Raw genomic sequence first — 17,956 nt, 5'->3', positions numbered from 1 at the left:
GATGCGCAGCTTATCATTTGGTGCCTTATTGAACATCCTCTTTCATATTTAACTGTTTTTAACTTGACGATTGGCACGATATGGATTCCTTGCTCTTGGAGCACCAAGTACTTCTGCCATAATCACGCTTTCCGCAAGACCGTTTCGATCGAGATGTCTATCTAACCTTAATCTAGTAGGTCTATTTTTAACATTGAGGTTTTTCTTGTTTTTCGCCTTACTATCATGCAAGATTCCATCATGAATACCACTAAGTGCGATATGTGAATTTGCGTTTTCAGTATTTCTACTCCTATTCTCAACCTTCCCAAGCTGTGCTTGAGTTTGCTCGTAGACCGTCTCCATTGAGTCCACATCTTCTTTTTCGTTCGTTGCCATGTTGTGATGAGGTGGGATCATTTCCTCTGGGCTATTTGGTTGTCTGTAAATTTCTCCTGATGGTGTTGGAGATGGCATTGGGTCTCTATCTGGTCTTTTATGTTGTCGTTGGTTTTTCTCATTAGCCTTTTGAAGAAGGCTTAGAAGTCCAGCAACGAGCGCAACGACAATAAATATATTTCCAAAGATCCATTCAATTAGTTGATCCATTGCGAAAAACCTCCTTTACGAGATGAACCTATTCCTCTTCTTCATTCTGGTCTTTCGAAAGTTTTCCTATCGTATCGCGCATGTCGGTATCTGCATTGATGTTTTTATAATTCATATAATCCATTACACCCATGTTTCCTGATCGCAATGCCTCCGCAAGCGCAAGTGGTACATCTGCTTCTGCTTCAACAACTTTAGCACGCATTTCCTGAACTTTTGCAACCATTTCTTGCTCTTGTGCAACAGCCATTGCACGACGTTCTTCTGCTTTTGCTTGGGCAATATTTTTATCTGCTTCTGCTTGATCTGTTTGCAAGATCGCACCGATATTTTTACCGATGTCAATGTCCGCAATATCGATTGACAAGATTTCAAATGCTGTCCCTGCATCAAGTCCTTTGGAAAGAACATTGTGGGAAATTCTATCCGGGTTCTCTAACACCTTACTGTGACTATCCGAACTACCAATTGTACTAACGATTCCTTCTCCAACTCTCGCAATAATGGTTTCTTCACCTGCACCACCAACAAGTCGGTCAATATTAGCTCGAACTGTAATTCTTGCTTTTGCTTTTACTTCAATTCCATCCATAGCGATACCAGCAATAAAAGGTGTTTCAATTACTTTCGGATTAACACTCATTTGCACTGCTTCTAGAACATCACGACCAGCTAAATCTATTGCTGCACAACGTTCAAAGCTTAATTCAATGTTCGCTCTTTGTGCTGCAATTAAAGCATTTACAACCCGGTCGACGTTCCCACCTGCTAGGTAGTGACTTTCTAATTGATTGGTATTTACGTTAAGTCCAGCTTTATGGGCTTTAATGAGTGGGCTAATAACTCTGTTGGGAACAACTCGTCTTAACCGCATTCCTACAAGTGTAAAAATGTTCACATGTACCCCCGCAGCTAAGGCACTAATCCATAGTGCAACTGGGATAAATGTAAAAAGAATGATGACGGCAATTAAAATTAGACCAACAATGATAAGGGGCATTAATTCACCTATTGACATATATTTTTCCTCCTGTTCCCCTATGATAAGGGGTAGTTTAATACTATTTTACTTGTCTTACAACGATTCTTGAGCCTTCTGTTTTTACTACTTTGATGCGCGCATCCTTATCAATATAGTTTCCTTCTGAAACAATATCAAGACGTTCCTCATTAATAATGCCTGTACCAGAAGGTCGAAGTGTAGTAGCGGCGATTCCTTCCATGCCCATTAAATCTTGGCGATCCTTTGACGTGACATAGCCTAACTCAGTTGTAGTGGCATCCTTTAAAATAAAATGGCGAAAAAAGCCTTTTTCCATCCCCATTGATTTAAATAGGATAACAGAAACAAGAATAGAAGCAAGGACAGCAATACCGATACTCATCGCCATATTACCTGCGTCATTTGTTGACATGAACAAAGATGCAACAATAGCACCAACTCCTGCTATACCTACGAATCCACCTGGAATAAATAATTCAGCAACTATTAAGCCAATTCCCAACACTAAAAGAACGATTGCTTCATAACCTGCTAAGCCAGCAATAAAGTGACCGTAGAAAAATAATCCTAAAGATAGTAGTCCAATTGAACCAGGTAGTCCAAATCCTGGAGAAAAGAACTCTATAATAAATCCTATACTTGCGATCGTTAAAAGAATCGGTACTACTACAGGACTTGTTAAAAACCGAGCTACATCCTCTGCCAGCGTCGTTTCCTTTTCTACAACTTTAGCACCGCTTAAACCAAGAACATCTAGTAATTCCGTCCTATCCTTCACGATAGCTTCTGCATATCCCACCTCGACAGCCGTGGTAGGGCCAAGTGTTAAAAATTCTCCCTTTGGTGCATTCATTTGTTCTAGATTGATGGATGGATCGGCCATCGCAGCTGCATACAGTGGATCTCTTCCTTTTGATTCGGCAGCACTTTTCATGGCAGCAGTCCATGCTGATTGAGCTTTTTTATTAGCTGCAGTTCCATCTGAATTAATCACACCACTAGCCCCCATTGTCGCTTGCGGCTTCATGTAAATATAGTCTGTATTTAACGCAATGTATGATCCTGCTGACAAAGCGCGACTGACTATATACGAGGTGGTAGGAATATCAAGATCTTGCAACATTGCAGCAATATTTTCAGCTGAATCGACTCTTCCACCAGGGGTGTTAATTTCAAATACGATATGATCTGCCCCAGCGTTTACAGCTTCACCTGTTGTCCTATTTAAAAATGCCTCTAATCCTCTTTCCACTGTATTTTCAATTGGAATAATGTATACAAGCTTTCCTTTCCCATCACTTTGAGCTTGAACCACGGAATCGTATGATAATAAGGCAACAAGAAAAGCAGATAAGAAATAGGTTAGCAACAAGAAGCTTCTTTTTTTCATGCCAGACGTCCTCCCCCCTTTCAAAGCAGTATAGTATAAATACGATCCAATGAATATGTATGTTTCATTTATTCAACAAAAGTGAACAAAATATGAATATAGTAAAAGCCCTTTGTCACATAAAGGTGACAAAGGGCTTTTTTTCAGCAAGAATTATTAGGACAAATTCTTCTGAACGAGCTGGTTTACTTGAGAACCATCTGCCTTCCCTTTTACCTTTGGCATCACTGCACTCATTACCTTACCCATCTCTTTTTTAGAAGTTGCCCCAACTTCTTTTATCGTTCCCAATATAATCTGTTCTAACTCTTCTGATGAAAGCTGCTGTGGCATATATACTTGCAATGTCCTTATTTCTTCATCAAGCTTTTTTACAAGATCATCGCGTCCAGCTTCGTTAAACTCGTGGAGGGAATCTTTCCTCTGTTTTAACTCTCTTGTTAAAACAGTAAGTTCTTCATCTTCAGATAACTTGTCTTTCCCAAGTTTAATTGCCTCATTTTGAAGAGATGCTTTCACCATTCGAATCACGCTTAATGTTTGTTTATCCTTGTTTTTCATTGCTTGCTTCATGTCTTGGTTTAGACTATCAAGTAATGACATCTTCTTTACACCCTCTTTTTTCGAGGTTATTTACGCTTTCTAGCCGCCTCAGATTTCTTTTTGCGACGTACACTAGGTTTTTCATAAAATTCACGCTTACGGTATTCAGACAATGTACCACTTTTGGACACACTGCGTTTAAAGCGACGAAGAGCATCTTCAAGAGACTCGTTTTTACGAACACGGGTGTTGTTAGACATGCGAATTTCCCTCCCTCCGAAGCATAGAACCAAATTGTTACGACATATGTAATTACCACACATGCCTTTGATAATTATAATATATTGATTTTTTTAGGTCAACTTATTTTTAGAATTGCTCTATAAGAATGACAAGCTTCCTATTTTGTAGCACATATTACGAACTAATATCCCTAAAGCATCGATTTCATTGATGTTTCTTGGTGTTTTGATTTTATGATCATATTTTTGTAGACTAAAATGGATAATTATGTGAAATAATAGTATAGTAAAAGCTCAGGAGTAAGAGCGGATGCATCTAAAAAAATTGAAAAATAAAAAGATTGATCGTACTGACGATCCACTTGCCTATTTTGAAGAAAAAGTCAAACAGCATGGGATCTAAGTGGACAGACTTCCTTTGTGTGCTGTTTGTCAGGCAATTGGCGATCCTATTTCATCAATGTATCCAATCTGTTCATTTTATCCACATTTAATTTTGTCCACTCTTATTTCTTTCTTTGAAACATTATATTATAAACTATTTTTTGGAAGTAGGAAAAAAGGGAGAAGTCACTGAAGGCATTGAATTTGCCAAAGAAATAATCTCTGATTTACTTATGTTACCAGCAAGTATAACTATTTTCTGTGAATCAAAATAGTACAAAAAGGAATTACCATTTGGGCCATTAGATAAATATCCTTTTGCCCCTCTTTTAAGCCTTACATTTGTAGTACCAAGAGGTTCTCTGAAAGGAAAACGATTTAACCTTGCAATTGTAATAATGTTATTTTCATTAACAAATGCCCAAATATCTTCGTTATCATTTACATTAAGCATCATTCTGCCAATATTAAATTCTTCCATTGGTAAATTTAAACCTGTTTTTTCTGCAAATTGATCGTCTTTTAAGGTTTCTAATTGCATAAGATCTGTCATCGTCCAATGACCTTTATTTTCATAGAGAAAAACAGTATATTTATTCTTGCCTTCGGGGGAATGAATGGTTACTATACTTCTATCACCAAGGGTAGTCTCTGAAATTATAGAATCCTTAGTAGGAAATTCTTTTTCTCCATTTTCAAACACTACTCCATATTGATAAACCACTGCTTCAGACGGCGAAGTAATATCACTTGGAGCCTCACTTAACACTATTTCTTTAACAACCCTATTTTTCTCTGGTTCTGTTACTACCTTTTCAGTGCCCTTTTTAGTGTTAGATTTATCATCCTGACATCCAATAATTACTCCTATAACCAGTAATAGTAAAAAAAATACCTTCAGTTTCATAATAGCTCCATTCTGTTTCATAATGATTTCTATTAATATGGATAAGGTTCAGATACAGGATTTTCAGCCCTATACTTTGGGCCATTTACACTTATATAAATAGTGTCTTGTTGTCTACAGTCACTAGTTAGATAATAATAGTCTCCCTTCCAAGTCTCAGAAATTGTACCATAGTCAATCCAACCCCAATAGCCAGGGACGTACAGTTATTTCTGTTGAATCAGATATATACCAAGTTTTACTACCGCCTATCTCAAATCCAACATTTGCTTCGATTACTCCCCAGTCCCAACCTCCTTCACCAGTTACTTTACCAGAGATAGTTGTTGAGCTACTGAGCTGAGAGGTTTTAGTTACTGGGTCTTGTGTGTCATTTATAATCCTTGTACCAGACTTCCCTAGTTGAAATCCAGAAGATGTTTTAGTTCCAGCAAATTCTTCTCCGGCGGCACATGCATATGCTTTTTGCGGATAATCTAGTTTATCTTTTTTACCCACTGGATCGTATGGTAGTCTAGTAATTGAATCATCACTGAAATAATTTCCATACTCTTCTTTTGGAACTTCATACCTAACACCATCTACATAATAATATGCTCCTTGAACATTATCAACATTATATGTGTCTTTATTAGGTGCTGATTTTGCATTTACTGATAATCCACTTGCTACAAACAGGGATGCACAAATTAAAACTGAGGAAATAATATTAATTGGTTTCTGTTTTATCATTAATGTTTTTCCCCCATTTTAATAGATTTAAATTAGTTTTGGTTAAAAAATTCGATTTAACACTTGCATACGATTCTTTTATGACATTACTAAGGATAAAAGTAAATTCACTTATTTACTTACCACCTCTCTCTAGTCTCTTTTTATACCTCCTCTCGATATGCAGAATAGTTTGAATAAAAATAAATACAGTACTAAAATTTCTTATAAATATAATGCTATAAGTTGTGTTTTTAATTATTAGATAGATGATTTTTTTGTCATAGACAACGACAATTTTAATGAATTATTGAAAGACCTAGTTCATTTACTGGCATGTAAAAAACTTAGGGAAATATGAGGCTTCTTTTTACACTAATATTTCAACTGTTCTTTATATTACAATAATTTCAAATTATATTGTAATTGTCAAGTGTAAATTTCCAATTTTACAGCACGATTGATTAACAATTTACCTGGAGGCGTTGATATTATTGATGTTTCCGGGATAAAAAATTGGATATTGATTTTGGGAAGAAATATATGACAATCGGAAAAATAAATTTAGGAGCAACAAAAAAAGAGTAAAAACCCTACAACTTTTTGACAACCCAGCCACAGAACCAATAAACATATGGGCTCTCTGGCTGGTTTTGTTTTTGTTTTAACTGCAAAAATCAGGAATATATTGATTTTTTTAGGTCAACTTATTTTTAGAATTGATCTATAAGAATGACAAGCTTCCAGAGCACAACTTTAAATAGTGTATGATTTTGAACAACCTCTTATAGTGCGTGTTCAAAAAGTCGCCGAATTAGAAGCAAGCAGGTCGAGGCAGCGTAGTTTTGAGGAGCGCAGTGTAGATATAACCTACATGAGCACCAGAAAAACAAGCCAACGAAGAGATGCGCAGCTTATCATTTGGTGACTTTTTGAACAACCTCTTATAGAAAAATGTTCATGTTTTGACCCCTTGTCCATACAATGGTATAGAGGTGAAGTGTTGTGGCAGATCTGTTGTCTTTAACAGCAGTTTTTCTTATGATTTTTTTTCTTGGGATGAGCGTGCTGCGAATCGGTTTATATCAGCTTTCTTACAATAAAATGCAATCCATGTTAACACGATTTACGAGCTCACCGTATGTAGGAATTCTTACAGGATTTATTGTAACAGCAGTTTTACAAAGCAGCTCTATTACAGTCGTTTTAACCATTGGGTTTGTAAGTGTAGGCATGCTTACCTTTAGGCAATCGATTGGAATTATTTTGGGGGCAAACATTGGAACAACTGTTACTGGTGAGCTTTTAACAATGTCCTCACTGATACCAGCACCATTTGTTTTAATAATAGGTGCCATACTGATGTTGCTTCCGAAACGAATTTATTTCGGTATCGGCTGTGTTCTTTTTGGCATCGGAAGTATTTTTGTTGCTTTGAATGGTTTTGAAACCTTAACACCAATGATTAGTAGATTTACGATTCTAACTGACGGTTTTGAATATGCAAATGAAAATCCATCCATAGGGGTGTTGATTGGCACAATCGTGACAGCAATTATACAATCCTCTAGTGCAACGATTGGGATAACGATGAGTTTCTTACAAGAGGAACTAGTAGACATTACGCCTGCAATCGCTATTGTTCTTGGAGCAAATATAGGTACCTGTATCACCGCATTGCTTGCAACAATTGGAGCCGGTAAAAAGACCCATTTGGTTGCCATGGCACATGTTTGGTTTAACATTTTTGGGGTTCTGATTTTCCTTCCGTTTCTTTACACATTATCTAACACTGCTATCCTTTTATCGGACGTACCAAGGGAACAGCTAGCACACATATCTGTATTATTTAATGTACTAACAGTTCTTCTATTTCTACCATTTATTCATCTATTTGAGCGATTTATTCTATTTTTTCATGGAGATAAACAACGTCGCGTTTGAACTTATTTAAAGAATTTTTAGCGGACTCTCAGTCCGCTAAAAATTCTTTAATAATCAGAGTTCCCTTCCCCTCCAGAAACGATCTTAACACCAGCACTAGCTCCAATTCTAGTAGCTCCGGCATCAATCATTGCTTCTGTCGTTTTCAAGTCACGAACACCACCTGAAGCTTTTACTCCGATGTCACTGCCAACCGTATTCCTCATCAAAACAATATCTTCCACCGTAGCACCACCACCAGAAAAACCGGTTGATGTTTTGACGAAATCTGCTCCTGCTTCTTTTGCAATCTCACACGCTTTTACTTTTTCTTCATTCGATAATAGTGATGTTTCGATAATGACTTTTGTAAGTGCCTTTCCTTTTGCAGCGTCAACAACGGCTTCTATATCTTGTTTTACAACGTCATACTGCTTTGATTTAAGTGCACCTACATTGATGACCATGTCGACTTCTGTTGCTCCACTTTCAATCGCATCCACTGTTTCATATGCTTTTGTTTTGGATGTCGTTGCCCCTAATGGGAAACCGATAACCGTACATACTTTGACATCGGTATCTTTTAACCTATTGTAACAGTAAGATACCCAATATGGATTCACACAAACGGAAGCAAAATGAAACGCTATCGCTTCCCCGATTATTAGATCTATTTTCTCTTGTTTCGTATCCGCTTTAAGCTGTGTATGATCAATATATTTAGCTAGATTTTTAGTCAATTTAGCACGCTTCCTTTCATAACAATTATCATTTCTATTACATCATATCATTATCCAAACGGAGTCGCCAAGTTTGTCTTATCTAAAAAAACCCGGTTTAGACCGGGTTTTTAAGAGGAAATTTTATCCTTAATATGTGGTTCATCCATTACTCTCACGAATTGTCCATCATTGTATGGATATCCAGCCTTTGTTATTTTAACGCGAACAATTTTACCAATCATATCATCTGTTGCGTGAAATTTGACCTTTAGATAGTTATCTGTATACCCTATAAAAATATTTTCTTCAGACCCTTCATCCGATCGTTCCTCTGGTATAACTTCCAATACTTCCCCCTCATATTTCGAGGCATACTGTTTCGCTTGCTGATTGGACAATTCAATTAAACGGTGTACTCGTTCGTTTTTACTATCATCATCCACTTGATCACTCATGCGAGCAGCTGGAGTACCAGTTCTTTTAGAAAACGGGAATACATGAAGCTCAGAATAACCAATCTCTTTAATAAATTCGTATGTTTCCATGAATTCTTCTTCTGTTTCACCTGGAAAACCAACGATTACATCGGATGTTATGGCTAACCCTGGCAATGCACGCTTTATTTTTTCGACTTTCATTTTATAAAAATCAGTCGAGTATTTTCTTCTCATTCGCTTTAGAACCGTGTCTGATCCAGACTGAAGAGGTATGTGTAGATGCCGAACGATTTTTTCAGATTGATCTAATACATCAATTACTTCATCTGTAATTTGACTAGCCTCAATGGAAGAAATCCGAATTCGTTTCAAACCATCCACTTTTGTCTCTAGCTCTCTAAGAAGTTTAGCAAAATTATAATCTTTCATATCTTCGCCATAGCCAGCTGTGTGGATTCCAGTAAGTACAATCTCTTTATAACCTGCATGAACCAACTGCTGAGCTTGTTTTAAAACATTCTCTGGATCCCTTGATCTTAATAATCCTCTTGACCAAGGAATAATGCAAAATGTACAAAAGTTGTTGCATCCTTCTTGAATCTTTAAAGATGCGCGTGTTCTGTCCGTGAAAGCAGGAACATCCATTTCTTCAAACACACGATTTTTCATAATATTTGTTACGCCATTAATTGGTTGACGGTCCTTTTTGTGTGCTTCAATGTATTCGATCATTTTTCCGCGGTTTTGTGTTCCGACCACTACATCCACCCCAGGAATTTCCATGATCTCTCCTGGTGATGTTTGGGCATAACAGCCTGTCACACATACAACTGCATCAGGGTTTTTACGAATGGCACGACGAATCACCTGTCTGCTTTTTTTATCTCCAGTATTGGTAACAGTGCATGTATTGATAACATAAACATCAGAGGTTCGGTCAAAGTCAACGCGTTCATAGCCTTCTGTTTCAAACTTTTGCCAAATTCCTTCCGTCTCATAATGATTTACCTTACATCCTAATGTATGAAACGCCACAGTAGGCATTCTCATCACCTCAATTCTTCAAAATGATACGATATGCATGCTAGAAGATACAAAGGCGCTGTCTCCGTTCTTAGTATTCTAGGACCCAATCGTACAGTGTGAAACCCATGCTTCTTTAAGGATTGGATCTCTTCATCTGAAAATCCACCCTCTGGTCCAACGCAAGCTAATATGGACTCATTCGGTTTCATTTGATTGATCGCTTCACTTAATTTACGATAGTGCGGTGAACGTGCTTCTTCTTCAAACGCTACTATTTTGTGATTAAATTTGGAACTATACGTTAATAGCTCTGTGAAGCTTGCAACAGATAAAATAGATGGAACATTATTTCGGTGGGACTGCTCGCTCGCTTCCTTTACAATCTTTCGGTAGCGCTCCATCTTTTTTTTCATTTTTTTACTGTCCCATTTTACAATGGATCGCTGTGCTTGAAAAGGTAGAAATTCATGAGCCCCAAGTTCGGTACCTTTTTGCAGGACAAGTTCTAATTTATCACCTTTTGGGAGCCCTTGGGCGATCGTAACATTTATTGGTAGTTGTGTATAATTCGTTTCCCATGTCAAAACAGTTGTCACAACAGAGGCGTCTGAAACAGATTGAATTTGACAAACTGCTGCTCGCCCGTCAAGTACATTACAAATGATTTTGTCGCCTTCGTTCATACGCATTACTTTCACAATATGATGAACATCCTCACCCTTAATAACTATTTTATCTGACAACAGGTTTTCCTCTGAAACAAAATAGCGCTGCACCCTTAGCACCCGCTTCCTCTGTATATGACAACAAATTCATCGCAATCTAATCATTCTTTTTAGCCGTTATCGAAATCCAATCTTCCATTTTATTCACTTCAATAATGTCAAATCCTTCTGCAATTAATGTTTCTTTTACAAGCTGTTTTTTTGTATTAATAATTCCAGAAGTTATAAAAACACCGCCTGGCTTCAAACAAAGATAAGCATCCTTAACAAAGCGCACGATAATTTCGGCAAGAATATTGGAAACGATAACGTCTGCCTTTATTGTTACACCATCAAGCAGATTATTTTGTGCAGAAGTTATTTTATCCTCTACTTTATTTAATTTAGAATTAATCACCGATATTTTTACCGCTAAATCGTCTAAATCAAAAGCGTGTACTTTTTCAGCACCAAGTAATGCTGAAGCTATGCTTAGTACACCAGTACCAGAGCCTACATCAATGACAACATCGTTTGGCTTTAATATTCTTTCCAATGCTTGAATACTAAGTACAGTAGTTGGATGTGTTCCAGTGCCAAATGCCATACCTGGATCTAATTCAATGATGATTTCGTCACTTGATACTGGTGAATACTCTTCCCATGTTGGGATTATTGTTATTTTTTCAGAAATCTTGACAGGTTTATAATATTTCTTCCAAGCTGTTGCCCATTCCTGTTCATTTACTTCACTGATCGTTATGTGGTTTGCTCCAAGATCAAAATCATAAATAAGAAGATTATTGATGGCCTGTTTAATTTCATCTACTGTTTCTCCTAAAAAGCTGTTAACTGCTAGGTAGGCCTTAATATAAACCCCTTCTTCTGGATAGTCTGCTGGGTCTAATTCGTAAACCTCACCAAAGGGTGTTTCTCTTTCTTTAACCAGGTCATTAGGGTCTTCAATCACTACTCCACTAGCGCCAGCCTCATGTAAAATATTCGAAATCGGCTCGATTGCCTCATTAGTAGTATGGATACAAACTTCAGACCACTTCAAAGAAATCAACTCATTTCATCATAAATTTGGAAGAAATCTCACACCCTACGTGTAGATCAAGGATTAATCCCCTTTAAACGCTTTTTTGACACGTTGAAAAAACGTTCCATGTTGTTCGTCTGTTGGTTGATTCCCAGAAATATCGTTGAATTCGCGCAACAACTCTTTTTGTCTATCTGTAAGGTTAGTAGGTGTAACAACGACTATTTTTACATGTTGATCTCCTTTGCCATAACCTCTTACGTTTGGTGCTCCCTTATCTTTTAACCTAAATGTTTTCCCGTTTTGGGTACCTGCAGGCACTTTCAACATCACTTTTCCGTGAACAGTAGGGATTTCTACTTCGTCCCCTAATGCTGCTTGTGCAAAGGTGATTGGCATTTCACAAAAAATGTGATCTCCCTCTCGCTCATAAAAGTCATGTGGTTTAATTTGAACAACTACATACAAGTCTCCAGGAGGACCTCCATTCACACCAGGTTCACCCTGTCCTGAAACCCTAATTTGATGTCCTTCATCGATACCAGCAGGAATGTTAATATGAATTTTTTTGCGTTTTTTCACCTTTCCTGCTCCACCACATGTGGCACATTTTTCAGGAATCATCTTACCAGTTCCATTACAATGGTGACACACCCTGCGATTCACGACCCTACCAAATGGGGTATTTTGTTCCGTGTTTAATTGTCCAGAACCATTACAGTGGGAACACGTTTTAGGTTTCGTTCCAGGCTTTGCCCCAGACCCATGGCACGTATCACAGGTTTCTTCTTTTGGAATTTCAATATCTGTTTCCTTTCCAAAAATAGCCTCTTCAAATTCAAGCGTCATCGTATATTGTAGATCTGCACCTTGACGAGGTGCATTCGGATCACGTCTACGACCACCTCCGAAAAACATATCAAATATGTCACCGAATCCACCAAAGTCCTCTGCACCACCAAAACCGCCTCCAAAACCTTGGTTTTGTGGGCCAGCATGACCAAATTGATCGTATTGGGCGCGCTTCTGATCATCTCCTAGAACTTCATAGGCTTCCTTAGCTTCTTTAAAATTATCTGCAGCATCCGGTTCTTTGTTCACATCTGGATGGTATTTTCTTGCAAGCTTTCGATATGCCTTTTTAATCTCGTCTTTTGAAGCGTCTTTTCCGACACCAAGCACATCATAATAATCTCGTTTACTCACTTAACGATCACTCTCCCGACTCTATTGCATAAAATTTATCATAACATTATTCAGCTTTTCGAATCAAATATTTTAAAGAGGAAGCCACCAAATAATAAGCACAAACATGTAAACTGCAAAAAAGTCAAAGTCAAGGAGATCCTGACTTTGACTTTTTTTCATTCCTTATTTAACACAGGAGAGTTTATTTCTTTTCGTCCTCTTCATTGACTTCTTTATAGTCCGCATCTACAACATCGTCGTCAGTGTTTCCTTCTCCTTGACCTTCTGCCTGTGCACCCGCTTGAGCCTCTGCTTGTGCCTGTTCATAAAGCTTAACTGAAAGGGCTTGAACTTGCTCCTCAAGTGCCTCTTTCTTTTCTTTAATTGCATCTAAGTCAGTACCTTCAACAGCTGTTTGCAATTCTTCCTTTGCAGCCTCTGCCTTTTGTTTTTCCTCATCTGAAACTTTGTCACCAAGATCTTTTATTGTTTTGTCTGTGGTGAAAATTAATTGGTCTGCTTCATTACGTAGTTCTACTTCTTCACGACGCTTTTTATCCTCATCAGCGTTTTCTTCTGCTTCTTTCACCATACGTTCTACCTCTTCATCAGAGAGACCAGAAGAAGACTTTATCGTAATCGATTGTTCTTTATTCGTACCAAGATCCTTCGCCCGCACGTTTACAATACCATTTGAATCAATATCAAACGAAACTTCTATTTGTGGTACACCACGTGGCGCAGGTGGAATATCCGTCAATTGAAAGCGACCAAGTGTTTTGTTGTTCGCAGCCATTTCACGTTCACCTTGAAGGACATGTATATCAACAGCTGTTTGATTGTCGGCAGCAGTCGAGAATACTTGAGAATGGCTTGTTGGGATCGTTGTATTGCGCTCAATTAGTTTTGTGAACACGCCACCCATTGTTTCAATACCTAACGAAAGTGGTGTGACATCAAGCAACACTACATCTTTCACATCCCCTTGAAGTACACCACCTTGAATGGCTGCTCCAAGTGCTACTACTTCATCAGGATTAACTCCTTTTGATGGGTCATTTCCAATTTCTTTTTTTATTGCTTCTTGAACTGCTGGAATACGTGTTGAACCACCAACAAGCAATACTTTATCAATGTCACTTGGTGACATACTTGCATCCTTTAATGCCTGACGAGTTGGACCCATTGTACGTTCAACTAAATCAGCAGAAAGTTCATCAAATTTTGCACGCGTTACATTCATTTCTAGGTGAAGCGGACCTGCTTCTCCTGCGGTAATAAATGGAAGGGACACTTGAGTTTGTGCTACCCCTGACAATTCCTTCTTCGCCTTTTCAGCGGCATCTTTTAGGCGCTGTAAAGCCATTTTATCTTTAGATAAATCAATACCGTTTTCTTTTTTAAATTCAGCAACTAAATGATCGATAATCACTTGGTCAAAGTCGTCACCACCAAGGCGATTGTCCCCAGCGGTAGCTACTACTTCGAACGTTCCATCTCCAATATCTAAAATAGACACATCAAATGTTCCACCGCCAAGGTCATAAACCAAAATAGTTTGATCCTGGTCTTCCTTGTCAATTCCATACGCTAATGCTGCTGCAGTAGGCTCGTTAATAATACGTTCTACTTCAAGACCAGCTATTTTTCCAGCATCCTTTGTTGCTTGACGTTCAGCATCATTAAAATATGCAGGAACAGTGATCACCGCTTTATCAACCGTTTCACCTAAGTAGTCTTCCGCATAAGACTTAATATGTTGTAGGATGATAGCTGAAATCTCTTGTGGCGTAAAGCTTTTGTCATCAATTTCAACCTTATAATCTGTGCCCATATGACGTTTAATGGACTGAATCGTATTCGGGTTTGTAATAGCTTGACGTTTCGCTACCTCACCTACTTGACGTTCTCCATTTTTAAATGCAACAACAGATGGTGTTGTCCGGTTTCCCTCTGGATTCGGAATAACCTTTGATTCTCCACCTTCCATAACTGCTACACATGAATTTGTAGTTCCTAAATCAATTCCAATAATTTTTCCCATGACTAAAGTCCTCCTTCACAAACCTATGTAACTATTGATTTACTTTGACCATTGCAGGTCGAATCACACGGTCTTTTAGTTTATATCCTTTTTGAAGTACCTCCACCACTACATTCGACTCATACTGGTCATCTTCAACCTGCATAACCGCTTGGTGCAAATGTGGGTCGAACGGTTCACCTTCAGCTTTCAATTCTTCTACACCTTGTTTTGTTAAGGCATCTTGTAATTGACGGTACACCATTTGCATTCCTTCTACAAATTTCGCCGCTGTTTCATCTTTCACTTCCAATTGAAGTGCACGCTCGAAATTGTCCAGTGCTGGTAGAAGCTCAGACACTACATCCAGTGACCGATACTTAAGACTTGCTTCTTTCTCTTTCTGGGTACGTTTTCTGAAATTATCGTACTCCGCTTGCACCCTTAATAACCTTTGATACAGTTCATCTTTTTCTTGTCTTAATTGCTCTATTTCTGATAATTCTGTAGCTGTTTCTTCTTCATCATTACCTGCTTCATCAAGTATATCTACTTGTTCAGATGTTGGTTCAACAACTTCTTCCTCTGTTTCTTTTTCTGCTTGCGCATATTCTTTTTCACCCATTGCTGCCACCTCCTCTTCAGCTGTGTTTCCAGTATCAAAAAGCTATTTTTTACACATCGACGAATATACCACGAAATGACGATGAAATAAAATAATTTAATCTGTTCAAAAAAGGCAACCAAAATACGGCTTGTGTAAGACTTCCACCTTATCAGGTATACCCTCTATTATCCGTTTTGATACCATGATTGAAACGTTTTTGATAACTGACCTGAAAGTACATTCAAAAGGGTAATCACTCGGCTATATTCCATTCTGGTTGGTCCTAAAAGAGCAATCGTACCCATTTGCTTGTCTCCTAAAGAATACGTAGCAGTAATTAAGCTACAATCCTGCATTGCTACGCTTTTATTTTCCTGGCCAATTGTAACCTTTAATCCATCTGAATTTGTACGGATTAACCGAGCCATTTCCTCTTCTTCTTCAATCATCGAATATAAGGTCCTGATTTTATTTACATCCTTAAATTCAGGCTGCATTAAAATATTTGTTTTCCCGCCAAAGTAAAGCTTTACTGGTTGCTCATCAAAAAGCGCTGCTCGTAAGTACTGAAACGATGCTTCAAAATCCTTCGTATACGTACGGATCAAATAAGTTATTTCTGTTAGAAGCTTATCATGCAATTCAACAAGTGGGACTCCATGTAGTCTATCGTTCAATATGTTTACCATTTTTTCCAAATCGGAAGCATCTAATTCTACTGGAACCGAAAACGAACGATGTTCTACATGGCCGGTGTTCGTTACTAAAATGGCAACAGCTGTTTGGGGTGTCAACGGAATAATTTGTAGCTGTTTTAATTTTGTCTCAAACACTTCAGGGCCTAGAATAATCGATGTGTAATTAGTTAAGTCAGACAGAACGGTAGCCGATTTCTGAACAACACGTTCAAATTCTAGCATTTCTCGCTCAAACGTATCCTGTATCGTTACAAGATCCTCTGTGGAAAGCCTGAATGGTGACACCAAATGATCCACATAAAAACGGTAGCCTTTTTCGGAAGGTACCCTCCCTGAAGATGAGTGAGTTTTTTCGATAAAACCCATGTCCTCCAAATCTGCCATTTCATTTCGAATGGTTGCTGAACTGTAAGAAATTTCTTCCTTCTTGGAAATGGCGCGTGAGCCAATTGGCTGTGCAGTTTGGATGAATTCATCAATAATAACTTGTAAAACGAACAATTGTCTTTCTGATAACATCGATGATCACCTCTGTTAGCACTCCTGCCTACCGAGTGCTAATTCTAATAACAAATTATCAAAATGATGAATCATTGTCAATTGATTTGTGCAAAAGTCTTATCATCCAGTAAAAATTCTTGAAACACCCCGTTTCCAAAAAGAACACCTTCTTTCGTAAGGTGAATGTGCGAGTTATTGTCTGCAAGCCAGCCTTTGCTCTTCAACACATGCAACTCCGACCCATATAGTTGTTCAATGGTGGTTCCATATTTTTCAAAAAACGCCGTTTTAGAGACTCCCTCCATTTTACGTAGGCCAAGAAACATCTCTTCTTCTATTTTTTCTTTTTTTCCAATTGATTCTTCATGTAACACAGGAATACCATTTTCGTTCGCTTGCTTAACATATGCGGGAAGTGGTCGTAAGTTAATGATTCTTCTACCTGGTAAATAACCGTGAGCGCCTGCGCCAAATCCATAGTAGAAATCATTGTTCCAATAGGTTAAGTTATGCTTACTCTCAAAGCCTGATTTTGAAAAATTACTTATTTCGTATTGATGAACACCGGATTTTTCCATTTCTTTTCTAAGATGTTCAAACATTGCTGCTTCCTCTTCTTCCTTTGGCTTGTGTAGCTTTCCTTTTTTATATCGCTGATAAAATACAGTTTTCGGCTCGATTTGTAACGAATATGCAGAGTAATGTGGCAAACCAAACGACATTGCCTCCTGAAGTGTATCTTTAAAATGATCTAGCGTTTGGTTTGGTAATCCATAAATCAAGTCAATACTCGTGTTACCAAAATCATTTTTGAGCAAGGATTCAATGGTGCGATAAACATCCTTTACACGATGGATTCGTCCAATTTCTTCAAGCATGTTATCGTCAAATACTTGAACTCCTAACGAAATTCTATTTACTCCATAGGATTTTAATAGGTGTATTTTTTCTTCATCAAGATCCCCTGGGTTTGCTTCAAACGTGTATTCTAAACAATTTGTCACTTCAAAATGCATATCAATCATATCTAAAAGCCGCTTTAATTGAGTGGAAGTAAGTGCTGTTGGTGTACCACCACCGACAAATATCGTTCGTACAGCTTCTTTCGGATGGGCAATATAGGTTGAGATCTCTTTCTCTAGTGCTTCAAGGTATTGATTGGCAAGCTGTTCATTATAGAAAAATTTGGTGAAATCACAGTAGTGACAAATTTGTTGACAAAACGGGATATGAATATAAACAGATGATACCATGGTTTTCCTCCTATCGTAGCAATGATGATCAGGAAACCCTTGTCAAATTGACAAGGGTTTCCTG

Annotated in this window: 17 protein-coding genes; 1 reads left to right on the top strand and 16 read right to left on the bottom strand. The window is 37.9% G+C overall.

Annotation, left to right across the window (positions count from 1 at the left end; translation table 11 throughout):
- Positions 1–48: 48 nt before the first annotated feature.
- The 7 genes from NC797_RS10465 to NC797_RS10435 all read right to left on the bottom strand — a co-directional run bounded on the left by NC797_RS10465 (position 49) and on the right by NC797_RS10435 (position 5,789).
- Positions 49–588 (bottom strand): hypothetical protein, encoded by a 540-nt coding sequence (locus NC797_RS10465; protein WP_272436737.1) that lies wholly within the window; start codon positions 586–588, stop codon positions 49–51.
- A 28-nt stretch (positions 589–616) separates the two neighbouring features.
- Positions 617–1,606 carry a flotillin-like protein FloA gene (gene floA / locus NC797_RS10460; RefSeq protein WP_272436736.1) on the bottom strand — a complete coding sequence of 330 codons (990 nt, stop codon included), beginning with the start codon at positions 1,604–1,606 and terminating at the stop codon, positions 617–619.
- Positions 1,607–1,649: 43 nt separating this feature from the next.
- Entirely contained in the window at positions 1,650–2,981 is a 1,332-nt protein-coding gene (locus tag NC797_RS10455) for an NfeD family protein (RefSeq protein WP_272436735.1), read from the bottom strand.
- Between the two features lie 156 nt (positions 2,982–3,137).
- Complete coding sequence (locus NC797_RS10450) at positions 3,138–3,584, bottom strand: GatB/YqeY domain-containing protein (RefSeq protein WP_272436734.1); 447 nt, start codon at positions 3,582–3,584, stop codon at positions 3,138–3,140.
- A gap of 26 nt (positions 3,585–3,610) precedes the next feature.
- The gene (gene rpsU / locus NC797_RS10445; protein ID WP_272436733.1) at positions 3,611–3,784 is read right to left on the bottom strand and encodes a 30S ribosomal protein S21; all 174 of its coding nucleotides are present in this window, start codon (positions 3,782–3,784) and stop codon (positions 3,611–3,613) included.
- A 520-nt stretch (positions 3,785–4,304) separates the two neighbouring features.
- Positions 4,305–5,057 (bottom strand): hypothetical protein, encoded by a 753-nt coding sequence (locus NC797_RS10440; protein ID WP_272436732.1) that lies wholly within the window; start codon positions 5,055–5,057, stop codon positions 4,305–4,307.
- Positions 5,058–5,231: 174 nt separating this feature from the next.
- Positions 5,232–5,789 carry a hypothetical protein gene (locus tag NC797_RS10435; protein ID WP_272436731.1) on the bottom strand — a complete coding sequence of 186 codons (558 nt, stop codon included), beginning with the start codon at positions 5,787–5,789 and terminating at the stop codon, positions 5,232–5,234.
- Positions 5,790–6,773: 984 nt separating this feature from the next.
- Between NC797_RS10435 and NC797_RS10430 the strand changes: the two genes are divergently transcribed.
- Positions 6,774–7,712: a Na/Pi symporter gene (locus NC797_RS10430; RefSeq protein WP_272436730.1), complete on the top strand. Its 939-nt coding sequence runs from the start codon at positions 6,774–6,776 to the stop codon at positions 7,710–7,712.
- 47 nt (positions 7,713–7,759) lie between these two features.
- Here NC797_RS10430 and deoC read toward each other — a convergent pair whose 3' ends face one another.
- The 9 genes from deoC to hemW form a co-directional block, all read right to left on the bottom strand.
- The gene (gene deoC / locus NC797_RS10425) at positions 7,760–8,431 is read right to left on the bottom strand and encodes a deoxyribose-phosphate aldolase (protein WP_272436729.1); all 672 of its coding nucleotides are present in this window, start codon (positions 8,429–8,431) and stop codon (positions 7,760–7,762) included.
- A gap of 110 nt (positions 8,432–8,541) precedes the next feature.
- Positions 8,542–9,894: a tRNA (N(6)-L-threonylcarbamoyladenosine(37)-C(2))-methylthiotransferase MtaB gene (mtaB, locus tag NC797_RS10420; RefSeq protein WP_272436728.1), complete on the bottom strand. Its 1,353-nt coding sequence runs from the start codon at positions 9,892–9,894 to the stop codon at positions 8,542–8,544.
- A 5-nt stretch (positions 9,895–9,899) separates the two neighbouring features.
- Positions 9,900–10,652 (bottom strand): 16S rRNA (uracil(1498)-N(3))-methyltransferase, encoded by a 753-nt coding sequence (locus NC797_RS10415; protein WP_272436727.1) that lies wholly within the window; start codon positions 10,650–10,652, stop codon positions 9,900–9,902.
- Between the two features lie 46 nt (positions 10,653–10,698).
- Positions 10,699–11,640 carry a 50S ribosomal protein L11 methyltransferase gene (gene prmA / locus NC797_RS10410; protein WP_272436726.1) on the bottom strand — a complete coding sequence of 314 codons (942 nt, stop codon included), beginning with the start codon at positions 11,638–11,640 and terminating at the stop codon, positions 10,699–10,701.
- A 63-nt stretch (positions 11,641–11,703) separates the two neighbouring features.
- Complete coding sequence (dnaJ, locus tag NC797_RS10405; protein ID WP_272436725.1) at positions 11,704–12,828, bottom strand: molecular chaperone DnaJ; 1,125 nt, start codon at positions 12,826–12,828, stop codon at positions 11,704–11,706.
- Positions 12,829–13,012: 184 nt separating this feature from the next.
- Positions 13,013–14,854: a molecular chaperone DnaK gene (gene dnaK / locus NC797_RS10400; protein ID WP_272436724.1), complete on the bottom strand. Its 1,842-nt coding sequence runs from the start codon at positions 14,852–14,854 to the stop codon at positions 13,013–13,015.
- 31 nt (positions 14,855–14,885) lie between these two features.
- Positions 14,886–15,458, bottom strand: a complete 573-nt coding sequence (grpE, locus tag NC797_RS10395) for a nucleotide exchange factor GrpE (protein ID WP_272436723.1) — start codon at positions 15,456–15,458, stop codon at positions 14,886–14,888.
- A 167-nt stretch (positions 15,459–15,625) separates the two neighbouring features.
- Positions 15,626–16,657: a heat-inducible transcriptional repressor HrcA gene (gene hrcA / locus NC797_RS10390; RefSeq protein WP_272436722.1), complete on the bottom strand. Its 1,032-nt coding sequence runs from the start codon at positions 16,655–16,657 to the stop codon at positions 15,626–15,628.
- Positions 16,658–16,734: 77 nt separating this feature from the next.
- Complete coding sequence (gene hemW, locus NC797_RS10385) at positions 16,735–17,892, bottom strand: radical SAM family heme chaperone HemW (protein WP_272436721.1); 1,158 nt, start codon at positions 17,890–17,892, stop codon at positions 16,735–16,737.
- Positions 17,893–17,956: the final 64 nt, after the last annotated feature.

It is taken from the genome of Terrihalobacillus insolitus (assembly GCF_028416575.1).
Classification (GTDB): domain Bacteria; phylum Bacillota; class Bacilli; order Bacillales; family Amphibacillaceae; genus Terrihalobacillus; species Terrihalobacillus insolitus.
Note: the sequence above shows the minus strand (reverse complement) of the source record. Positions and strands in the feature narration are given on the sequence as shown.

What these genes read in the sequence shown, in the direction of transcription:
- NC797_RS10465 (WP_272436737.1), bottom strand. Translation starts at nt 588, where the DNA reads ATGGATCAACTAATTGAATGGATCTTTGGAAATATATTTATTGTCGTT.
- floA (WP_272436736.1), bottom strand. Translation starts at nt 1,606, where the DNA reads ATGTCAATAGGTGAATTAATGCCCCTTATCATTGTTGGTCTAATTTTA.
- NC797_RS10455 (WP_272436735.1), bottom strand. Translation starts at nt 2,981, where the DNA reads ATGAAAAAAAGAAGCTTCTTGTTGCTAACCTATTTCTTATCTGCTTTT.
- NC797_RS10450 (WP_272436734.1), bottom strand. Translation starts at nt 3,584, where the DNA reads ATGTCATTACTTGATAGTCTAAACCAAGACATGAAGCAAGCAATGAAA.
- rpsU (WP_272436733.1), bottom strand. Translation starts at nt 3,784, where the DNA reads ATGTCTAACAACACCCGTGTTCGTAAAAACGAGTCTCTTGAAGATGCT.
- NC797_RS10440 (WP_272436732.1), bottom strand. Translation starts at nt 5,057, where the DNA reads ATGAAACTGAAGGTATTTTTTTTACTATTACTGGTTATAGGAGTAATT.
- NC797_RS10435 (WP_272436731.1), bottom strand. Translation starts at nt 5,789, where the DNA reads ATGATAAAACAGAAACCAATTAATATTATTTCCTCAGTTTTAATTTGT.
- mtaB (WP_272436728.1), bottom strand. Translation starts at nt 9,894, where the DNA reads ATGCCTACTGTGGCGTTTCATACATTAGGATGTAAGGTAAATCATTAT.
- dnaK (WP_272436724.1), bottom strand. Translation starts at nt 14,854, where the DNA reads ATGGGAAAAATTATTGGAATTGATTTAGGAACTACAAATTCATGTGTA.
- grpE (WP_272436723.1), bottom strand. Translation starts at nt 15,458, where the DNA reads ATGGGTGAAAAAGAATATGCGCAAGCAGAAAAAGAAACAGAGGAAGAA.
- hrcA (WP_272436722.1), bottom strand. Translation starts at nt 16,657, where the DNA reads ATGTTATCAGAAAGACAATTGTTCGTTTTACAAGTTATTATTGATGAA.
- hemW (WP_272436721.1), bottom strand. Translation starts at nt 17,892, where the DNA reads ATGGTATCATCTGTTTATATTCATATCCCGTTTTGTCAACAAATTTGT.